At 47.8% G+C, this 21,097-nt stretch carries 17 protein-coding genes and 1 pseudogene; 13 read left to right on the top strand and 5 right to left on the bottom strand.

The features are described from left to right. Positions 1–3: 3 nt before the first annotated feature. Complete coding sequence (locus NYE62_RS19085; RefSeq protein ID WP_342497127.1) at positions 4–1,380, top strand: YncE family protein; 1,377 nt, start codon at positions 4–6, stop codon at positions 1,378–1,380. A 6-nt stretch (positions 1,381–1,386) separates the two neighbouring features. On the opposite strand, the pseudogene NYE62_RS19080 reads toward NYE62_RS19085, so the two are convergent. Then, positions 1,387–1,899: pseudogene (locus tag NYE62_RS19080) on the bottom strand (bacteriocin biosynthesis protein AlbG); the annotation flags it as partial. A gap of 153 nt (positions 1,900–2,052) precedes the next feature. Here NYE62_RS19080 and NYE62_RS19075 point away from each other — a divergent pair. From NYE62_RS19075 to NYE62_RS19060, 4 genes are all read left to right on the top strand, one after another. After that, positions 2,053–2,481 carry a DUF1934 domain-containing protein gene (locus NYE62_RS19075; protein WP_251257220.1) on the top strand — a complete coding sequence of 143 codons (429 nt, stop codon included), beginning with the start codon at positions 2,053–2,055 and terminating at the stop codon, positions 2,479–2,481. Continuing rightward, positions 2,478–4,148, top strand: coding sequence for an arginine--tRNA ligase (gene argS / locus NYE62_RS19070; protein ID WP_007407633.1), 1,671 nt, complete (start codon positions 2,478–2,480; stop codon positions 4,146–4,148). The genes NYE62_RS19075 and argS overlap by 4 nt, the downstream gene beginning before the upstream one ends. Before the next feature lie 133 nt (positions 4,149–4,281). Beyond that, positions 4,282–5,472, top strand: a complete 1,191-nt coding sequence (gene narK / locus NYE62_RS19065) for a nitrate transporter NarK (RefSeq protein ID WP_342497126.1) — start codon at positions 4,282–4,284, stop codon at positions 5,470–5,472. 97 nt (positions 5,473–5,569) lie between these two features. Then, positions 5,570–6,286 (top strand): Crp/Fnr family transcriptional regulator, encoded by a 717-nt coding sequence (locus NYE62_RS19060; protein ID WP_144463841.1) that lies wholly within the window; start codon positions 5,570–5,572, stop codon positions 6,284–6,286. A gap of 31 nt (positions 6,287–6,317) precedes the next feature. On the opposite strand, the gene NYE62_RS19055 is transcribed toward NYE62_RS19060, so the two are convergent. Continuing rightward, on the bottom strand, positions 6,318–7,037 hold the full coding sequence (locus tag NYE62_RS19055) for a YwiC-like family protein (RefSeq protein WP_342497125.1): 720 nt from the start codon (positions 7,035–7,037) through the stop codon (positions 6,318–6,320). 142 nt (positions 7,038–7,179) lie between these two features. On the opposite strand from NYE62_RS19055, the gene NYE62_RS19050 reads away from it, so the two are divergent. The 8 genes from NYE62_RS19050 (at position 7,180) to NYE62_RS19015 (ending at position 18,396) form a co-directional block, all read left to right on the top strand. Continuing rightward, the gene (locus tag NYE62_RS19050) at positions 7,180–7,656 is read left to right on the top strand and encodes a Crp/Fnr family transcriptional regulator (protein WP_022553929.1); all 477 of its coding nucleotides are present in this window, start codon (positions 7,180–7,182) and stop codon (positions 7,654–7,656) included. 176 nt (positions 7,657–7,832) lie between these two features. After that, a complete protein-coding gene (locus NYE62_RS19045; RefSeq protein WP_342497124.1) occupies positions 7,833–11,519 on the top strand; it encodes a nitrate reductase subunit alpha in 3,687 nt (1,228 codons plus the stop codon). After that, positions 11,509–12,972 carry a nitrate reductase subunit beta gene (gene narH / locus NYE62_RS19040; protein ID WP_031379126.1) on the top strand — a complete coding sequence of 488 codons (1,464 nt, stop codon included), beginning with the start codon at positions 11,509–11,511 and terminating at the stop codon, positions 12,970–12,972. The genes NYE62_RS19045 and narH overlap by 11 nt, the downstream gene beginning before the upstream one ends. Positions 12,973–12,997: 25 nt before the next feature. Next, complete coding sequence (gene narJ, locus NYE62_RS19035) at positions 12,998–13,555, top strand: nitrate reductase molybdenum cofactor assembly chaperone (RefSeq protein WP_122504244.1); 558 nt, start codon at positions 12,998–13,000, stop codon at positions 13,553–13,555. Continuing rightward, entirely contained in the window at positions 13,552–14,223 is a 672-nt protein-coding gene (narI, locus tag NYE62_RS19030; RefSeq protein ID WP_012118678.1) for a respiratory nitrate reductase subunit gamma, read from the top strand. Before narJ ends, narI begins: the two co-directional genes overlap by 4 nt. A gap of 140 nt (positions 14,224–14,363) precedes the next feature. Beyond that, positions 14,364–14,993, top strand: coding sequence for a YitT family protein (locus NYE62_RS19025; RefSeq protein WP_015418430.1), 630 nt, complete (start codon positions 14,364–14,366; stop codon positions 14,991–14,993). Between the two features lie 95 nt (positions 14,994–15,088). Beyond that, positions 15,089–16,591, top strand: coding sequence for a cardiolipin synthase (cls, locus tag NYE62_RS19020; RefSeq protein ID WP_021494799.1), 1,503 nt, complete (start codon positions 15,089–15,091; stop codon positions 16,589–16,591). An 80-nt stretch (positions 16,592–16,671) separates the two neighbouring features. After that, positions 16,672–18,396: an ABC transporter ATP-binding protein gene (locus tag NYE62_RS19015; RefSeq protein WP_020956475.1), complete on the top strand. Its 1,725-nt coding sequence runs from the start codon at positions 16,672–16,674 to the stop codon at positions 18,394–18,396. 69 nt (positions 18,397–18,465) lie between these two features. On the opposite strand, the gene NYE62_RS19010 is transcribed toward NYE62_RS19015, so the two are convergent. From NYE62_RS19010 to cls (NYE62_RS19000), 3 genes are all read right to left on the bottom strand, one after another. After that, entirely contained in the window at positions 18,466–18,738 is a 273-nt protein-coding gene (locus NYE62_RS19010) for a hypothetical protein (RefSeq protein ID WP_007407620.1), read from the bottom strand. A 68-nt stretch (positions 18,739–18,806) separates the two neighbouring features. After that, entirely contained in the window at positions 18,807–19,769 is a 963-nt protein-coding gene (gene uvsE / locus NYE62_RS19005; RefSeq protein ID WP_144664831.1) for a UV DNA damage repair endonuclease UvsE, read from the bottom strand. Positions 19,770–19,781: 12 nt separating this feature from the next. Continuing rightward, on the bottom strand, positions 19,782–20,981 hold the full coding sequence (cls, locus tag NYE62_RS19000; protein ID WP_020954350.1) for a cardiolipin synthase: 1,200 nt from the start codon (positions 20,979–20,981) through the stop codon (positions 19,782–19,784). Positions 20,982–21,097: the final 116 nt, after the last annotated feature.

The raw sequence follows: 21,097 nt of genomic DNA, 5'->3' as shown, positions 1-21,097 counted from the left end.
TTCATGAAAAAGAATGATCTGTCTGCTTTACAGGAAAATTGTTTCTGTTTTTGTGATGAGGAAATTAGCAGAGAAGCGCCGTTTCAAGTGCCGATTGACATTCCCGAGGGGTTCACCATTGATTCTGCCGAAGCAGCTGCGACAGTTACATGGAGTACTGATCATTTATTATGTATCAGTGAGCCTTGCTTAATCCAGACTGGGCCGGAACCAGAAGATATCGGTGTTCGATATGCCGTGAGAGTAAAAGGGACCGTTACGCTTCTTGTCAGTGTGTCGCCTGTACGAAATCAATATGGACAAGGGGACGGGTCTGTTTCTGTGATTCATACTGAAGAGATTGATCAAGTTGTTTATTATGCAGCGCAGTCTGGCCGCTGTCCTGATTTCAGTCAAATAACAGTGGAAGATCTTCTCATTGTACCGCCTTTCTACGGCAGTCCGCTTACGGTGACCGGGACGCTTGTTTTACCGCCACCGCCAGACCCTCAATCGTATGTGTTTACAGCCAATTCAGGAGACAGCACGGTTTCGGTTATTGATTCAGATTTAAACACTGTTGTAAAAACAATCCCTTTTTCTGACGTGCCAACTAATCTAGGCGTTACTTTCGATAAAGCTTTCACGTATGTCCTCCATGGGAATACCAACCTTGTCTCAGTGCTAGATAATAAAACATTAACCATCATAAATACCATCACTGTTGGAGGAGGGCCGAGAAAGGTTAAATTTGATTCAACAGATGAGTTCGCGTACGTGATGGCCGCCGGATCTATATATATGATCAACATGGCCTCTCAATCGGTCATTGATGTCATTCCGATACCCGGCGCTTTAGACTTTGCTCTTGATCCGAATGGACAGTATGTCTATACCGCTAATGGAAGCAGTTGGTCGGTTGATAAATATGATGTAAATACTGGGCAGTTGGTAGAAAGTATCATAGATACATTTGAATTTCCCAGTTTAATTGCCACTCCTTACGCTGGAAATTTTGCGTATGTGTTGAATGGTGAGCTGCTGCCGAAAGGTGTAACGGAGATCAGTTTGTCACCATTAAGCAGGGGAGGCGACTTCAACCGTTTATTTGAAACGCTGAGGACGATTGTATTTTCTCGCGATAGCACTAGGGCTTATTTTCTAGAGCCATATAGTGAACCGTTTCTCATTAATAACTTATACGTAGTTAATACGGCTGGACAGAGGATCATTGCAAACGTGTCTCTGCCCGGCGCCTTTGACCTCGCCGTAACACCTGATAATCAGTACATTTATGCAGCACAGCCCGACGACAATACCGTAACCGTGTACCGCACGAGTGATTATACAGCCATGACGGTGATTCCGGTTGGGACTGGTCCGTCAGCGATTGCGATGTAGCTTATTTCACAGGTTGAGAGAAGCAGAGCTGCGATAAAAAAGTCGTTTATAAATAAATGATCCGATTTGTTGGATGGCACCCAGGATAATCAGAAACAGAAGTTCACTTATAGAGAAGCTGAGCATCCACCAAATCCCTGCTGCTGCCAGCGCTCCCGCAAACACTTTTCTGAACAGGCTGACATGCTGGAAAAGCTGCAGCAAGTACGTCCGCATAAAATACAATAAATACAAAATCAGTAACACCGCGAGTCCCATTGATACGGCAAGGGGCGTGTGAAAGCGGAAAGGGACGGCTTTGACGATTTCGAACACGCAGCCGAATATGATGACTTGGCATAATACAGCAGCCATCACGTGTGTTTGGCGGACGTTTTTATAGCTGTCACGCAGCGCTTTGACATCGTTGGCATTTCTGCTGCACAATCTATGTTGCTGGAAGTCGCAGCAGCTTCGATGAGACTGTGTGAGTTTCTGAAAAGCTGCTGTCATGTTTTTTACGGATTGGGTGACATAGTGATATGATTTTCTCTTCTCATAAGGAACTGCTTTTTATGAGGTTTATCTTCAAATCTAATGAGCAATGATGGTAAGATAGAAGCAGTTGAAGTTTACAAGCTGAATGATTATACTATTCAAGTCAAAGTGGAATGATGAAAAGGACGTGTCAAAATGAAGCAAGAGACACCGATAACACTCCATGTGAAGTCTGTGATCGAGGATGACGGAAATGATGAAGTCATCGAATTCCGTACTACCGGATTTTACTATGTAAAACAACATAAAGTGTATCTATCTTATTATGAAGAACACGACCTAGGCAAAGTAAAAACGATTGTGAAGGTGAGCGAAGGCGAAGTCCTGATCATGAGGTCAGGCGCTGTTAAAATGAATCAGCGTTTCATAACGGGAGCTTCCACAATTGCGAAATATAAAATGTCATTTGGTGAGCTTGAGCTGGAAACAAGCACAAAATCGATTCAATCTGATCTCGGTGAAGAAAAAGGCCGAATCAGCATCGCATATGACATGCATGTCGGAGACGGGCAGCAGCATTTACATAATATGACGATCACGTATGAGGGAGGAACTCACGCATGAACATTGCGGAACAAATGAAGGACGTGCTGAAGGAAGAAATCAAAGCGGCCGTTCTGAAAGCGGGCCTGGCGGACGAAAGCCAGATTCCAAGCGTACTGTTAGAAACGCCGAAAGAAAAAACACACGGTGATTATTCCACAAACATGGCGATGCAGCTGGCGAGAATCGCAAAAAAAGCGCCGCGCCAAATCGCTGAGGAGATCGTGGCATCATTTGATAAAGGCAAAGCTTCCATTGAAAAGATGGATATTGCGGGACCTGGCTTTATCAACTTTTACATGAACAACAGCTACTTAACAAAACTGATTCCGTCCGTGCTTGAAGCGGGTGAACATTACGGAGAGACAAACATCGGACAAGGCGAAAAGATTCAGGTCGAATTCGTATCAGCCAACCCGACGGGAGATCTTCACTTAGGCCATGCGCGCGGCGCGGCGGTAGGTGACGCGCTGTGCAGCGTGCTTTCTAAAGCGGGCTATGATGTGAGCCGCGAATACTATATTAATGATGCGGGCAACCAGATTAACAACCTGGCGCTTTCCGTTGAAGTCCGTTATTTTGAAGCGCTCGGTCTCGAGAAACCGATGCCGGAAGACGGCTACCGCGGCGAGGATATTATCGCCATCGGGAAAAAGCTTGCCGAAGATTTCGGCGACCGTTTCGTACACGAAGAGGAGAGCGAACGTCAGGCGTTTTTCCGTGAATACGGCTTAAAGTACGAGCTTGATAAACTTCGCTCCGACCTGGAAAATTTCCGCGTGCCGTTTGACGTATGGTATTCTGAAACGTCACTGTACGAAAACGGAAAAATTGATCAGGCGCTTGAGGCGCTTCGCGAAAAGGGCCATGTATACGAAGAGGACGGCGCGACATGGTTCCGCTCCACAACGTTCGGCGACGATAAAGACCGTGTGCTGATCAAAAAAGACGGCTCATACACTTATTTGCTGCCGGATATCGCATACCATAAAGACAAACTTGACCGCGGATTCGACAAACTCATCAATGTATGGGGCGCGGATCACCACGGGTATATTCCGCGTATGAAAGCGGCAATTGAAGCGCTCGGTTACAAGAAAGGCACATTGGAAGTTGAGATCATTCAGCTCGTTCATTTATACAAAAACGGCGAAAAAATGAAGATGAGCAAACGTACGGGGAAAGCCGTAACGATGCGCGACTTGATTGAAGAAGTCGGCTTGGATGCCGTGCGTTATTTCTTCGCGATGCGCAGCGCTGATACGCACATGGATTTTGACTTGGATCTTGCTGTATCCACATCTAACGAAAACCCTGTGTATTATGCACAATACGCACATGCACGTATTTGCAGCATGCTTCGCCAAGGGGAGGAGCAGGGACTTAAACCGGCGGCAGATCTTGATTTCAGCCATATTCAATCAGAAAAAGAATATGACCTGCTGAAAACGATCGGCGGCTTCCCTGAGGCAGTGGCAGAAGCGGCGGAAAAACGCATTCCTCACCGTGTCACAAACTATATTTATGATCTGGCTTCCGCTCTGCACAGCTTCTACAATGCGGAGAAAGTCATCGATCCGGAAAATAAAGAGAAGAGCCGCGCGCGTCTCGCTTTAATGAAGGCGACGCAAATTACGCTGAACAATGCGCTTCAGCTGATCGGCGTATCCGCTCCGGAAAAAATGTAATGATGATCAAAGGACAAAGTCTTCGGGCTTTGTTCTTTTTTTGTATATAAAGCGTGTGATGTAATTCACAATCCCGCACACTGAGTTTTTGTATGATAAGACTGATATTGAATCAGTGAAAGGGGCAAGCCGAATGATCAATCGTCAACATATTCAATTATCGTTGCAGTCATTAAGCTTAGTGGCAGGGTTTATGGTGTGGGTGCTGATTTCATCGCTCATTTCTCAAATGACATCAGATATTCATTTAAGCAAAGGCGAAATTTCATTGGTGACGGCGATTCCCGTTATTCTCGGATCGCTTCTCCGTATTCCTTTAGGATATTTAACGAACAGGTATGGCGCGCGGCTGATGTTTATGATCAGCTTCATCCTGCTTTTGTTTCCTGTATTTTGGATCAGTATCGCGGATTCTTTATTTGATTTAATCGCGGGCGGCTTTTTCTTAGGGATCGGGGGAGCGGTATTCTCCATCGGAGTGACGTCCCTCCCGAAATATTATCCGAAAGAAAAGCACGGTGTCGTCAATGGGATTTACGGTGCCGGAAACATCGGGACCGCCGTTACTACCTTTGCGGCGCCGGTTATCGCTCAAGCCGCGGGATGGAAAGCAACCGTGCAGTTGTATCTTGTTTTGCTGGCTGTTTTCGCATTACTGCACGTTTTGCTTGGCGACCGGCATGAGAAGAAAGTCAAAATTTCCATAAAGACACAAATGAAAGCCGTTTACCGAAATCATGTGCTGTGGATGTTGAGCCTGTTTTATTTTATTACGTTCGGCGCCTTTGTCGCCTTTACCATCTATCTTCCGAATTTTTTGGTTGAGCATTTTGGGCTGAGCCCTGCGGACGCCGGTCTGCGGACGGCCGGCTTTATTGCGGTCTCTACGCTGCTCAGGCCTGTGGGAGGGTTTCTTGCAGATAAACTGAGCCCGCTCCGCATTCTGATGTTCGTTTTCGCAGGGCTTACGCTGTCAGGGGTCATGCTGTCATTCTCCCCGACGATCGGCCTTTATGCGTTCGGATCGCTGACGGTGGCAGTCTGCTCAGGGATTGGAAACGGGACGGTATTTAAACTGGTGCCTTTCTATTTTTCGAAGCAAGCGGGGATTGCCAACGGGATTGTGTCTGCCATGGGCGGACTGGGCGGTTTTTTCCCTCCGCTGATTCTGGCAAGTGTATTTCAGGCAACAGGCCAATACGCGATCGGGTTTATGGCGCTTTCAGAGGTCGCGTTAGCCAGCTTTGTTCTTGTGATCTGGATGTATTGGCAGGAAAGAATGAAAACACATACGGAGAGAAACAGTCAGAGCCTCAATTCATAATGATCCATTCACAAGATTGTTAGTTTTTTCTGGGTGAGTGCAAATCAAGTCACGTTACAATATACATACGCAACGTGACTTTCTTCGAGGTGAGCTCATGAATATTCTCTCTGTCCGAAAATCTGATAAAGAACTTCTTTCCCGCGAACTGCATGAATTGCTGGAATCGATCAGTACGAAAAGGAAAATGAAAAAACATACTTATTTGTTTCAAGAAGGAATGGATGCAAAAGAGCTTTATCTGATTCAGTCAGGACTCATTGAAATCGGCAAACTGACGTCTGACGGAAAAGACCTGACGCTTAGAATCTGCCAAAAAAACGATATTGTCGGGGAATTGACGCTATTCACAGATGAGCCGAGATATATGCTCAGTGCGAAAGTGTTAGAGGATGGCGAGGTGCTCGTCATTAATAAAAACAAGCTGGAAAAGGAATTGATCCAAAACGGTGTTTTGACGTTTGAATTTATGAAATGGATGAGCACCCATCTTCGAAAAATCCAGTCCAAGATCAGGGACCTGCTTCTTCACGGCAAAAAGGGGGCGCTCTATTCTACTCTTATCCGCTTATCAAACAGCTACGGGGTAGTGCGAAACGACGGGATTCTGATTAACATTGTGCTGACAAATCAGGATTTGGCTAAGTTTTGCGCGGCGGCAAGGGAGAGTGTCAACCGCATGCTGGGAGACCTCCGCAAACAAGGGGTTATTTCGATAGACGAAACCGGAAAAATTATTTTGCACAAGCGGGACTATTTACGATTCGAGATCGAGTGTGAAAATTGTCCGCTGGAGATCTGCAATATTGACTGAAAAAAACAAGGGCAGCCGGTGTCCTTGTTTTTCAGCTTGTGATACATATACACATGACGGCGAAAAAGAAGCCGGCATTTACGATTTCCAGAATGCCGATCGTTTTCACCGGCCAGTCTCTTCCGTGAAAAAACCAGGCCCGCAGACTGCTTGGGATAAAAGCGAGAAACGCCCATCCTGCCCCGAGAAGAGCCGATAAAAAGGGGAGCAAGAGGTGATATCCCCACGACCAGTATGCAAACCTTCTGTTTTTTCTCTCCCGTATGACCGATTTCACATAAAAAGAACTCCCGACAAAAAATAAAGCGGATTGCAAGAATAGAAACCAAGCCCAGCTGTCAAGGGTTCCCGTTCCCAGCCAGCAGCTCGCAAGCCCGCCTGAACAAAAGAACAGAACACCCGCAATATCATTCGTGAGCGCCCGTTCGTTTTTTCGGCGGGCATAATGTGTATGTATGAGAAACAGCGGCAATAAAAAAACGCCGATCCAGACGAGCTGCGGCCTATGATAGACAGAAATGATCAAAAAGCAGCAGGCCGGAAAACCGTAATACCATATCCACTTTTGATAGGGCTGAAGCTGTTTTTTTTTCAAAGCGAGCGAAACGGGATAAACCGTCAAGTAAAGGAACAGCCAGCCCAGAAAGAGCGGAATATGCCAGAAAACCGGGCCTCCCTTGATCATGCCGAGTAAAAATGGAATCAGCAGCATCGCCCATGCGCCGTGCTGCTTCGGAATCATCGCCTTCATCGAAACCCTCCTTTTTATTTCATTATAAGTACATACACTCTCCTGATAAGTGACTTTTATCATACAAGCTGTGAAATACATCACTGCCGTGCAGGCTCAATCGGGCTACACTAAAGCTATCCTTAGCACAGGAGGCTTTCCTATGAATCAGTGTGACTATTTATTATTTCTGAAACAACTTCCTATGTTTAATGAAGTGCCTCTGTCCATTGTCGAAACCTTGCTGAAAAACGGGACGTTTATCCGCGGCTCATCTGACCAATCTCCATCCTTTCTTCATTCACAATCCGTTTATATTGTATTAAAAGGCAATATCCGTTTTACGGACAGCAGGCTCCCTGAAGGGTCGCAAACCGTTGCGCTGTGGGAAAAAGGCGATGTGTTTCCGATTGATGAAAAAGGCGGGCTCTATTTATCGCCTTTTATCTCAGTCAATGCCTCACCGGATATTCTGGTACTTCATATTCCATATTCCGTATTTAAGCAAATGATGTCTTACCATCCGCGGCTGCAAATGAACTTTTTGGCGATGCTTCAGCAAAATGTCTTCTGTTCCTATCAGTTGTTTTTGCGGTACCTGCATACATCACGGGATGAAAACGCCGAACCCGGTTCTTAAACAGAACCGGTTTTTTGATGACGCCGGGCGTCCCCATATCGTTTGAAAATCCTTCCTGCTGCTCAGTGTGAACGTTTTGTGAAAAAAGCAGAGTGTGTGACATAGTTCACAAGAAAACGCGCCGTCTCTGTTTATAGTGTACATAGCATCACCTGACTCGGAAGGAGTGAACGATCATGAAGAAAAAGAAAATGAGTCCGTTGCTCAGGAGATTAAACTATTTTTCTCCTATCGAACATCATTCAAATAACCATAGCCAAACGACAAGCGAAGATCGTGATTGGGAGAATGTATACAGAAACAGATGGCAGTACGACAAAGTCGTTCGCTCCACCCACGGCGTCAACTGCACGGGTTCTTGCAGCTGGAATATTTATGTGAAAAACGGAATTGTCACGTGGGAAGGACAAAACTTGAATTATCCATCAACAGGCCCGGATATGCCTGATTTCGAACCGAGAGGCTGCCCGCGGGGGGCCAGTTTTTCTTGGTACATCTACAGCCCGCTCCGTGTGAAATATCCATATGTGCGAGGTGTGCTGATCAATTTGTGGCGGGAAGCATTGCAGACGCATCAAAATCCGCTGGATGCCTGGAAATCGATCGTCGAAAACCCTGAAAAAGCGAAGTCCTATAAACAGGCAAGAGGGAAAGGCGGCTTTGTCCGCGCGGAATGGCCGGAGGTGCTGAAGCTGATTTCGGCCTCTCTGCTGTATACAGTGATGAAATACGGGCCTGACCGGAATGTCGGTTTTTCTCCGATCCCGGCGATGTCCATGATCAGCCACGCATCAGGTTCGCGATTCATGTCTTTAATCGGCGGCCCAATGCTCAGTTTTTATGACTGGTATGCGGATCTTCCGCCGGCGTCCCCGCAAATTTGGGGCGACCAGACGGACGTTCCGGAAAGCAGTGATTGGTACAATTCAGGCTATATCATCACATGGGGCTCCAACGTGCCGTTAACGAGAACGCCTGATGCGCATTTTCTGGCGGAAGCCCGCTATAAAGGCGCCAAGGTCATTTCGGTCAGTCCCGATTTTGCGGAATCCTCTAAATTCGCGGATGACTGGCTGAGCATCCGGCAGGGGACTGACGGGGCGCTTGCGATGGCGATGGGGCACGTCATTTTGCAGGAATTTTACGTGAACCAAGAAACTGAACGTTTTATTGAGTACGCGAAGCAATACACCGATTTTCCATTCTTCGTCACTCTGTCAAAAGAAAATGGCGTATACACAGCGGGACGGTTTCTGCATGCGAAAGACATCGGGCGGCAGACAAAAAATGATCAGTGGAAGCCGGCGGTCTGGAATGAACAGACAGGTGCGTTTGCCATACCGCAAGGAACAATGGGCTCCCGCTGGGACGGGCAGCAGAAATGGAATCTGCACATGATCGACGAAGACACCGGGGAACAGATTGAGCCCCGTCTCTCCGTGCTCGGAATAGAGGACGAAATCGGCATGGTGCGCATTCCGTATTTTTCAAATGACGGAAACAAAGTGCTGGAGCGGAATCTTCCTATTAAAAAATTGGATCTGAATGGTGAGGAGACGTACGTCACGACCGTGTTTGACTTGATATTGGCCAACTACGGCGTGAACCGGGGCATCGGCGGACAATCAGCCGCATCTTATGATGATCCCCGTCCGTTCACACCTGCCTGGCAGGAAAAGATTACGGGAATTAAAAGAGAAGCCGTTATACAGATTGCCAGGGAGTTTGCCCAAAATGCGATTGATACAGACGGCAGATCCATGATTATCGTAGGGGCGGGGATCAACCACTGGTTCAACTCCGACACAATTTACCGTGCGGTGTTAAATCTTGTTTTACTCGTAGGCGCCCAAGGCGTAAACGGCGGAGGCTGGGCCCATTACGTGGGGCAGGAAAAGCTCCGTCCGGCTGAAGGGTGGCAGACGATTGCAACCGCAAAGGACTGGGAAGGCGTGCCTAAACTTCAAAACGGCACCTCGTTTTTCTACTTTGCGACAGACCAGTGGCGTTATGAAGACCAGCCGATCAGTGACTTGGCTTCACCGATCGCCGCGTCATCCCGCTACAGGCATCACGCCGATTACAATGTGCTGGCGGCGCGATTAGGGTGGCTTCCGTCTTACCCGACATTCAATCAAAACGGCATTGATCTGTACAAAGAAGCTGAGAAAGCGGGGGCGGCGACACCTGAAGACGTAGGTGCGTACGTGGCCTCACGGCTTCAAGAGAAAAAACTGAAATTCGCGATTGAAGACCCTGACAATGAAGTGAATTTCCCAAGGAATCTCTTCGTATGGCGGGCAAATCTGATCTCAAGCTCAGGGAAAGGGCATGAATATTTTCTCAAGCATCTGCTGGGGACGACGAACGGTCTGATGAATGACGACAGCGACAGCATCCGCCCTGAAGAAATCAAATGGCGGGAGCAGGCGCCGGAAGGCAAGCTCGACTTGTTAATCAATCTTGATTTTCGAATGGCGGGTACGGCGCTGTATTCCGATATCGTGCTGCCGGCGGCGACATGGTATGAAAAACACGATCTCAGCAGTACGGATATGCATCCGTTTATTCATCCATTTGCTCCGGCCATCTCGGCGCCGTGGGAATCGAAGTCAGACTGGGATATTTTTAAGGCGCTGTCAAAAGCCGTTTCCGATCTGGCGGAAGAAGTCGATATGGAGCCGGTAAAAGAGGTAGTCGCAACGCCGCTCCTCCACGACACCATGCAGGAATTGGCGCAGCCATTCGGCAAAATCAATGACTGGAGCAAAGGCGAATGTGAAGCCATTCCGGGAAAAACGATGCCGAACATCCATGTCGTTGAACGGGATTACAAACACATTTTTCATAAAATGACCGCGCTCGGCCCTCATACGGCTTTAAAACCGAGCGGAACAAAAGGGATGAGCTGGTCGATTGCGGATGAATATGAATCACTCAAACAGAGACTGGGAGAAACCGATTCAAACAGCGTTGCCAAAGGATGTCCGAATATAAGTGAAGCGAAGCAGGCGGCGGAAGCGATTTTAACCCTGTCGTCCACCTCAAATGGAAAAGTCGCCGTGAAAGCATGGGAATCACTTGAAAACATTACCAATCTGGAGCTGAAAGACCTGGCGGAAGAGCGCGAGGAAGAATGCTTTACGTTCGAGCAAATTACAGCCCAGCCGAAAACGGTCATCACCTCTCCGGCCTTTACCGGTTCAGAAAAAGGAGGGCGCAGGTACTCGCCGTTTACGACGAATGTGGAAAAATTAATTCCGTGGCGGACGCTGACAGGCAGACAATCCTATTATGTCGATCATGAACTGATGATGGAATTCGGTGAAACGATGGCGACATTTAAACCGATCCTCCAGCACCGTCCGTTCCTAAGCAAGCGGCCTGATCAAGAGGGCAAAGAAATCGTTCTTAATTATTTGACGCCGCATAATAAATGGTCCGTCCACAGCATGTATTTTGATTCTCTGCCGATGCTGACGCTGTTCCGCGGCGGGCCGACCGTGTGGATGAATAAAGATGATGCTGCGGATACGGATATCAAAGACAACGATTGGATTGAATGCTTTAACCGAAACGGCGTTGTCGTCGCGAGAGCGGTTTTGTCTCACCGGATTCCTAAAGGAATGGCGTTTATGCACCATGCCCAGGACCGCCACATCAATGTGCCCGGCACAAAACTGACGAATAACCGCGGAGGCACCCATAACAGCCCGACAAGGATTCACGTCAAGCCGACCCAGATGATCGGGGGCTATGCACAGCTCAGTTACGGCTTTAACTATTACGGTCCGACGGGGAATCAGCGCGATCTGAATGTCGTCATCCGCAAGCTGAAGGAGGTCGATTGGCTTGAAGATTAAAGCGCAGATCGGGATGGTCATGAATTTGGATAAATGCATCGGCTGCCACACGTGCAGCGTCACCTGCAAAAACACGTGGACAAACCGTTCCGGTGCGGAATATATGTATTTTAATAATGTAGAAACAAAGCCCGGCATCGGCTACCCGAAGCAATGGGAGGACCAGGACAAATATAAAGGCGGCTGGACGTTGAAAAAAGGAAAGCTTGAACTGAAATCAGGCCCGAAAACAAACCGGCTTGCAGGCCTTTTCTATAATCCGAATCAGCCGACGATTGATGACTACTATGAACCTTGGAACTATGATTATGAAACATTAACAAACAGCCCGCAAAAAAAGCACCAGCCGGTGGCGCGGCCGAAATCGTCCTTAACGGGGGATTTCATGAATATCGAATGGGGCCCGAACTGGGAGGATGATCTCGCTGGCGGCCACATTACAGGGCTTGAAGATCCAAACGTGCAAAAGATGGAGGAATCGATCAAAACAGAATTCGATGAAGTCTTTATGATGTATCTTCCGCGTATTTGTGAGCACTGCATTAATCCGGCGTGCGTCTCCTCCTGCCCGTCCGGCGCCATGTACAAACGTGAGGAGGACGGCATTGTGCTTGTGGATCAAAACGCATGCCGTTCATGGAGATATTGCGTCTCATCCTGTCCTTATAAAAAAGTCTATTTTAACTGGCAAACGAACAAAGCGGAAAAATGCACACTCTGCTTTCCGCGCTTGGAGGCGGGGCTGCCGACCATCTGCTCCGAAACGTGTGTCGGCAGAATCCGCTATCTCGGCGTCATGCTGTATGACGCGGACAAAGTGGAGGAAGCGGCATCGGTTGAAAATGAAAAGGATCTCTACCATTCCCAACTGGACGTTTTTCTTGATCCGAATGATCCTGAGATTGCCAAACTGGCAAAAGAACAAGGCATCCCGGCTGAATGGATAGAAGCGGCGCAGCAATCGCCGATCTATAAAATGATCATTGACTGGAAGATTGCGCTTCCGCTTCACCCTGAGTACCGTACGCTGCCGATGGTTTGGTACATTCCGCCGCTCAGCCCGATTATGAATCTCTTTGAAGGAAAAGGAAGCCGGCAAACGGCGGAAGCGATTTTTCCGGCTATCGACCAAATGAGAATTCCGATTGACTATTTGGCGCAGCTGTTAACGGCGGGGGATACGGATCATATTCGATCAACGTTAAAGAAAATGTCTGTCATGCGCCAGTATATGAGAGCGATCCAGACGAATAAATCAATCGACCCGGAACTGATCTCCAGTGTCGGCTTAACAGAACAGCAAATTAAAGACATGTATCGGCTGCTGGCAATCGCCAAATATGATGACCGTTTTGTGATCCCGAGCAGCCATCGAGAAGAAGTGTCAGATTTATATGCTGAACAAGGGAGCTGCGGCTTATCATTTTCAGGCGGCCCGGGCTCTTGTTTCTAATTTTTCATAAATGAGGTGTAATAACATGAACACCACAGACCGGCAAATGACGTTCTCCGCTCTTTCCGTTCTTCTCTCTTATCCGGATGAAGAGTGGAGAGCCGAGATTCCCGATTGGAAGGCTCTTATCCATGACATCACCAATCAGCAAATCCGGGAGAAATTGCTGCACTTTTTAGAGGCGGCAGCCGGCTTTTCTCCGCAAGCGCTGATTGAACACTATGTGTATACGTTCGATTTCGGAAAAAAAACGAATATGTACGTCACCTACTTTAACTCAGGCGAACAAAGGGAGCGCGGCATTGAATTGCTGCATTTAAAAAACACCTACCAGCAATCCGGTTTCCTGCCGACAGAGAAAGAACTGCCTGATTACCTGCCGCTGATGCTGGAATTCGCCGCGGTTGCGGAGATTGAAGCGGCGAGAAGCGTGTTTGAAAAATACCTGTCCAACGTGAGGGAGCTGGCTTCCCGCCTCGAAAAAAATAACAGCATCTATGCTGAGCTGCTGCACGTGCTGCAGGCCGCACTGGAAAACATCGGTGTACATGCAAGCACTGAAGAAGGGGCTGTTCAGGCATGAGCGGGCAGATCCTGTGGGGCGTTATGCCATACATTGTATTGACGATCTTTATCGGCGGGCATATTTACCGCTATCAGCATGACCAATTCGGCTGGACGGCGAAATCAAGCGAGCTGTTAGAAAAGAAAAAACTCGCCGCTGGCAGCACACTTTTTCACTGGGGACTGCTATGCGTTGTCGGCGGACATATCATGGGAATTTTGATCCCGGAAGGCGTGTATGCTTCTCTTGGCATTTCCGAGCATATGTATCATAAAATGGCGATCGGCGCAGGCCTGCCGGCGGGGATCGCGGCATGTGCCGGACTTGTCATCCTGACATACAGAAGGCTGTTTGACAAAAGAATCCGCAAAACCAGCTCGCCATCGGATATCCTGACGCTTATTCTGCTGCTGTTCATGATGCTGTCGGGCGTTGCGGCCACATTTCTCAACATTGACTCGAAAGGATTTGATTACAGGGCAACAGTCGGGCCTTGGTTCAGGGAAATTGTTTTGTTCCGGCCTGACGCTTCTTTGATGGAGAGTGTCCCGCTATGGTTTAAGTTTCATATCATCATAGGGTACGTCGTTTTTATCCTTTGGCCGTTTACAAGATTGGTTCACGTGTTCAGCCTGCCCCTCAAGTATTTGACCCGCAGCTATGTTGTCTATCGGAAACGCACGTAAAAATCCCCCCTGCAAGAGAGGGGGATTTTTTATGGTGAAAAAATAAAAACATAAGATATTTTCTGCCAAGGTAATGGCTGGGCGGCGGGATTCCTGTTATGTTTTATTTGGAAATAACAGCAACAAAAGGAGAGTGAAGAATGAAGCGGATTTTCCTCATTTTAGCCGCCTGTCTGATGACAAGCGCCGGCGTCCTGACACTCAGACATTCTCAAGTATTAACCGGCGGCACAGCGGGACTGTCACTAAGCCTGTCATACTTGTTTCATTCCTCGTTTGCGATTATCTTCTTTCTGATCAATATCCCGTTTTATATATTTTCTCTCATCAGAATGGGAATCAAATTCACTCTATCCACCGTTTTTGCAGTCACAGTACTGACTCTGTTTACCGGCGCGGATCACTGGCTGCCGCCGGTCTCTGTTTCACCGCTTGCCGGGGCGATTTGCGGCGGGGCGCTGATCGGGTTCGGCCTGTCGCTCATGTTTTATCATCAGGCATCGCTCGGCGGCGCCAATATCCTCGCTTTATTTCTGCAAAAGCGCTGCGGATGGAATCCGGGTGCCGTTAATTTCCTCTTCGATTTTGGCGTCGTGCTGGCCGGCATTTTTTCCGTCGGGCTGCTGAAAGGGCTCTTCTCCTTAGTGTCGATAGCGGTCACCGGTCTGATCATCGGCATCTTCAAAAATAAAATCAAAGGCAGCTGCTCGCTCAATCCGGCATTGCTTCAGAACATCACACCCGGCCAATCACAGGAAGCTTCATCATAAGCCTTTCCGCTCGTGCGGAGAGGCTTTTTCATATGTTTACAAGCCGGAAAACAGAGGGTATACAGAGATATCGGATCAGATGGGAGAGAGTCGGGATGCTGAAAAGGAGACTGGAATTTTGCTTTTTATATATGATGCTTATCGGAGCATATGTCATATGGTTTTTTCCGGTTTCCAGGCTTGAGTTTTACGGAGGGGTGCTTTGCTATGCAAGCATTATTTTGTTCAGCATCTATTCGTTAATTCTTGAAAACCGCACCTCGCAGCACACGCTGTTATGGATTCATATTCTTGTGTTTTTTCCGATCGCCGGGTACTTATTTTACCTTTTTTCCGGCCAGCTTTATGAAAAAGGCAAGCTGTTCAGGTCGAAACGGACATACAACCGGGAAAAGCTGAGAACGATATTTGATATGGAACAAACTCCCGACCTGTCCGGGCTGAAAGGAAATCAGAAGCGTTTCTTTCAATATTCAATCAAGGCGTCCCATATGAATATTAATACAAAAAGCAGGCTGAAGGTGCTCAAAAACGGGGACGAAACATTTCCGGAGCTGTTTGAGGCGCTCCGGGAGGCCGCGTCATTTATACATATTGAGTATTACATGTTCAAATCAGACATGCTCGGGCACAAGATGATGGACATTATGATGGAAAAGGCGCGTCAAGGCGTGGAAGTGCGGTTTTTGTTCGACGCGGCCGGCAGCCTGAAGCTGGCCGGAAAAGATATTAAAAAACTGAAACGCGCGGGTGTGAACATCGTCCCGTTTCTGCCGCTGAAATACGGTTTTTTCAACCAAAAATTCAATTTCAGAAATCACCGCAAGATCGTCATCGTTGACGGGAAAGTCGGTTTTGTCGGCGGGCTGAATGTCGGCAAGGAGTATATCGGCAAAGACCAAGATGTCGGCTTTTGGCGGGACACACATATGAAAGTCGAAGGAGAAATCGTTCAGACACTCCACAGCATTTTTATGCTTGATTGGGAATACGTTTCGGATGAGGTGCTGATTGATCAGAAAGCATATACCCGCCCGGTTGCGGCAGAAAGCGGCGGCGTCTATCAAGTCGTTCCGACAGGCCCCGATATGAAGGAGCGGATGAGCGATCTGTATTATGCCATGATAGCGGCGGCCGAATCGTCTGTATGGATCGCGACGCCTTATTTCGTGCCGAATGAGCCGATCCGCACAGCGCTAAAGGAGGCTGCTGCCAGAGGCGTCCGGGTGCGTGTCATGGTGCCGGAAACCAATGACGGGTTTTTAACCCAGTACGCGACGAGATCGTATTTCCCCGAGCTTCTTCGCGAAGGAATCGAAGTCTATTCTTATCAAAAAGGCTTTATGCATCAAAAGGTGCTCATCACTGACGGAAACCTCGCCTCTGTCGGGACGGCGAATATGGACATGAGAAGCTTTCAGCTGAACTTTGAAGTCAATGTCTTTTTTACAGATCAAGAGGCGATCAAAGATCTTGAAGCGCATTACCTGGAGGATATGAAGGAGTCTGAAAAAATCAGCCCCGTCCGTTTCTATAAGCGCACATTATGGGAAAGAACAAAGGAATCCTTCGCACGGTTATTTTCCGGCGTTTTATAAAAAACGCTTTTAAAACTCCTTGTGTATAGTATAATTGAGAAATATTATCATTAAGAACGAGGCACAAGGAGGACGGAATCGTGCTGCGACAATTTTTTTCTTATTATAAACCGTACAAAAAGCTGTTTTTTCTCGACTTCTTTTCTGCCATCGCCGGCGGATTGATGGAGCTGAGTTTTCCTCTGATTGTCAATTACTTTATCGATACATTGCTCCCGGGGCGGGATTGGAGTCTGATTATTTTGACTTCCGCTGCTTTATTCGGGGTCTACGCCCTCAGCTCGGCACTTCAGTATGTTGTGACGTATTGGGGCCATATGCTCGGCATTAACATTGAAACGGATATGCGGAAAAAGCTTTTCGACCATCTGCAAAAGCTTTCGTTCAAATTTTACGATAACAACAAAACGGGCAGTTTAATGTCCAAGCTCACCAATGATTTGATGTATATCGGAGAAACCGCCCACCATGGGCCTGAAGACCTGTTTATCGCGATCATGACGATTTTGGGCGCGTTCGGTGTGATGCTGTTCATTAACTGGCAGCTCGCGCTGTTGACCTTTATCATTATGCCGGTCGTCATATGGCTTGCTTTGTATTTCAATAAAAAAATGACCTCTGCGTTTACAAAACTGAACAAAGACGTCGGGGACTTCAGCGCGAGGGTTGAAAACAATATCGGCGGCATCCGTCTTGTTCAGGCTTTCAGCAATGAAGCGTTTGAAACGCAGCGGTTTGACGTGAACAATCAGCGTTTCCGCAAAACAAAGCTGACGTCATATAAAATCATGGCGAAAAACGGCTCGATCAGTTACATGCTGACAAGATTCGTCACGCTGTTCGTCTTATTGTGCGGCACATGGTTCGTGATCCGCGGATCGTTATCTTACGGGGAATTCGTCGCTTTTGTGCTGCTGACGAACGTTCTGTTCCGTCCGATTGATAAAATCAACGCGATTATTGAGATGTATCCGAGAGGCATTGCCGGTTTTAAAAGCTTTATAGAAATACTGGAAACGGAGCCTGATATCAAGGACGCCCCGAACGCGAGACATGTGTCCGGTTTAAAAGGGAATATCCGTTATGATGGTGTGTCGTTCGGTTACGAAGAAAACAGTCCTGTTCTGTCGGGAATCAATTTGTCCATTCATGCCGGGGAGACAGTCGCATTCGTCGGGCCTTCGGGAGCGGGAAAATCAACGCTGACAAGTCTGCTGCCGCGCTTTTATGAGCCGTCTGAAGGCGTGATTTCCATCGACGGAATCGATATTAAGGACATGACGCTGTCATCATTGCGCGGACAAATCGGCGTCGTCCAGCAGGATGTCTTTCTGTTTTCCGGCACATTGCGGGAAAACATTGCTTACGGGCGGCTCGACGCGTCTGAGGAAGAAATCTGGCAGGCCGTCCGCCAGGCGCATTTAGAGGACTTGGTAAACGGGTATCCCGACGGTTTAAACACGGTGATCGGCGAGCGCGGCGTGAAGCTGTCAGGCGGGCAGAAGCAGCGGCTTTCCATCGCCAGAATGTTTTTGAAAAACCCGTCGATCTTAATTTTAGACGAGGCTACATCAGCCCTCGATACAGAAACGGAAGCCGCCATTCAAAAATCGCTGCAAGAGCTGTCTGAAGGACGCACGACGCTTGTGATCGCCCATCGGCTGGCTACGATTAAGGATGCGGACAGGATCGTCGTCGTCACGAAAGAAGGCATCGCTGAACAAGGTCATCATAAGGAACTGCTGGCATCCGGCGGCATGTACCAGAGACTCCATCAGGCCCAATTCGGCGAGCTGATTCATTAATAAAAGAAAAAGGATAGACGAGCGGGGGCCGGGCAGCCTCCTGTCTATCCTTTTTTATGTAGTCTGTATTTAATGGGCTTCTTTTTGCGCAGGTTCGATGATATGTTTGAAACGGTCAATAAGCTGCACCGCTTTCTTGCCTTCCACTACAATTAAATATTCTTGTTCTTTATGGGCCATTCTGAACGTTTCCAGCTCAATGATATCTTTGATTTTGCACATCGTTTTTTTAGAGTAGATATACAGCTCGTGGCCTCCCGTGTGGCAAAGCTGATAAAGCTGAAGCATGTTTCGTAAAGTGAACTTCTTAGCGGCTATTTTCAAAGATGTAATGTTTTTCATATGTTTTCTCCTCCGTCTGATGGTCTGTTATTTCGGAAATTCCCCATATAAACGGGTGATAAACCTGGTTATGCCTTCCACTTCAGCACTCCGCCCGCCAGGCGTTTGACTCCGCGGATGGCGCTTAATTCTTCGGCGAGCCGGAGCAGCGCCCGGTCTTTCTCTTTCGCCTCAATCATAAAATCGATGTCCGTATCCCATTGTCTGAACCGCTCCAGCACCGGCAGAATAAAATTCGCATCCACATAGTCCGCATGACTGCGTATGGCTGATTCTGATTTTGGCGAGGAGAGATGGACCTTCGGCTTTAAGCCGATCCGCTGCCATGTTTTGATCATCCGCGGAAGAATGTTATCTAAATCAGCGTCATCGGTCGGATTGGCGTAAAAATGGTGATAATCAAACACAAACGGAATGCCTTCTTGCTCACATACACTGAGTGTTTCCTCGGACGTGTATGTTTTATCATCGTTTTCTAAAGTCATCCGCTGTTTGATGACATCGGGAAGTTCTTTCAGATTCACGCGGAACCGGCCAAGCGCGCTTTGTTTGTCACCGTAAGCGCCTCCGACATGGATGTTGATGACGGAACGGTCCGCGATGTCCATTGCGTCCAGCATGTCATAATGATAGGCCATATCCTTGACCGCATTTGCGGTAATCTCCTGTTTCGGGCTTGTAAAAAGCGTGAATTGGTTCGGATGAAAGCTCGTTCTGAGATCATATTTTCTGACCAGCCCGCCGATCTCACGAAACTCCTGGCGAAACGGCGTGACAAAATCCCACAGCACATCCGGATGGGTGGCGAGCGGCACAATCGAGCTTGAGAACCTGTACAGCGGGATGCCGTGGCTGATCACATAGTGGATGGTGCGCAGCGTATTGGTGAGATTTGCTTTCGTCACAGAAAGCAGGGCGTCTTTCCGCTCACTGCGGGAAAGCTTGGTATAGCGCGCATATGTTAAGGTTTTTGCGGGGGACGCGTCCCAAAGGCACATGGCGTTTGCGACGAATCCGAATCTGAACAGCATATGGTTTCTCCTTTATAAAAAGTAAGATATGGCCTTTCCCAGCCATTCTGCAGGAAGCTGTCTGACGGAGCGCTGTTTCACTTTTTCTAATGTGAGAAGCTCGGATTTTTCGATATCCTGCTTTATGGTTGAAAGCACTTCCTTTGTAAAGGCTTCATCATGAATGATGACATTCACCTCTTCATTCCAGAACAGGCTCCGTTTATCAAAATTCGGCGTGCCGATAATGCTGATGCGGTCATCAATAATGAAAGCTTTGACATGATAAAAGCCTTGATAATACCGATAGATGAGGCAGCCGGCCTTCAGAAGCTCGGGATAATAGGTAAAAGCTGTTTCCCGAACGAGCGGGTGGTCTGACTTCATCGGCACGATCAAGATGACTTTGACGCCTTTTCGGCAGGCTGAAATAAGCGCTTCCTGAAGCTTTTTGCTCGGTACATAATAAGGCGTGCCGATAATGATTTTTTTCTCCGCCTTACGGATGCAGTTTTCATAATGCGATTCAAGCGAAAAACCGTCAGATGCATATGTCCTATGAGAGATATTCCCTTCGGATAATGCCGGATAAACCCCGGGTGATCCGGGTGCTTTTCCGGTGTTTCGTTTCAGATCGCTTACAAAAAGAGTCTGAAGATCCGCCGTGCCTTCGCCGGTCATCCGCAGGTGATAATCCTCCCAGTTTCCGAACTTCGCTTTTTTGCCGAGGTACTCTTCAGCGATATTAAAACCGCCGACATAGCCGATTTTGCCGTCAATGACGGTCACTTTCCGGTGATTCCGTTTTTGCAGCCTGAAAAAAAGAAACGGAAATGCCGGTTTATTTAGAAAATGAACGTGAACGCCGGCTTTTTTCATCGTTTGAATGGAAGGCTTTTTCACTTGGCGGCTGCCCGCCCAATCGAGCAGCAGATATACGGAGACGCCGGCCTGGGCCTTTTCCTTCAATAAATGAAACATCTCATGGCTGACTTGGTCGTTCTTCATAATAAAAAACATCATATGAATAGAAGAGACAGCTTGGCGGATATCAGCCGTCATCTGCCGCACAAGCTCGCTGCCGCAGTGAATGAGTGTGATATCACTCTTTTTCGGGTCGAAAACGGGCTCATACGCCTGTTTTTTGTACGCCGCCCGGCCAAGCAGCATATCAAGCAGCATAAGTGCGATCAATATGATAAAAATGACAAGCAACACAAAAATGACCTTCATACCGACGCTCCTTTCCGAAGTATTCGTAGTGTGCCCTGAGAATGTGAATTTAATTATTGACTGAACACTCATTCATTATTTATGATAAAGTAAAGATATGACAATGAAGAGGGAAA

Source organism: Bacillus sp. FSL K6-2861 (assembly GCF_038630725.1).
Classification (GTDB): Bacteria; Bacillota; Bacilli; order Bacillales; family Bacillaceae; genus Bacillus; species Bacillus velezensis.
This window is presented reverse-complemented; position numbering and strand designations above follow the sequence as displayed.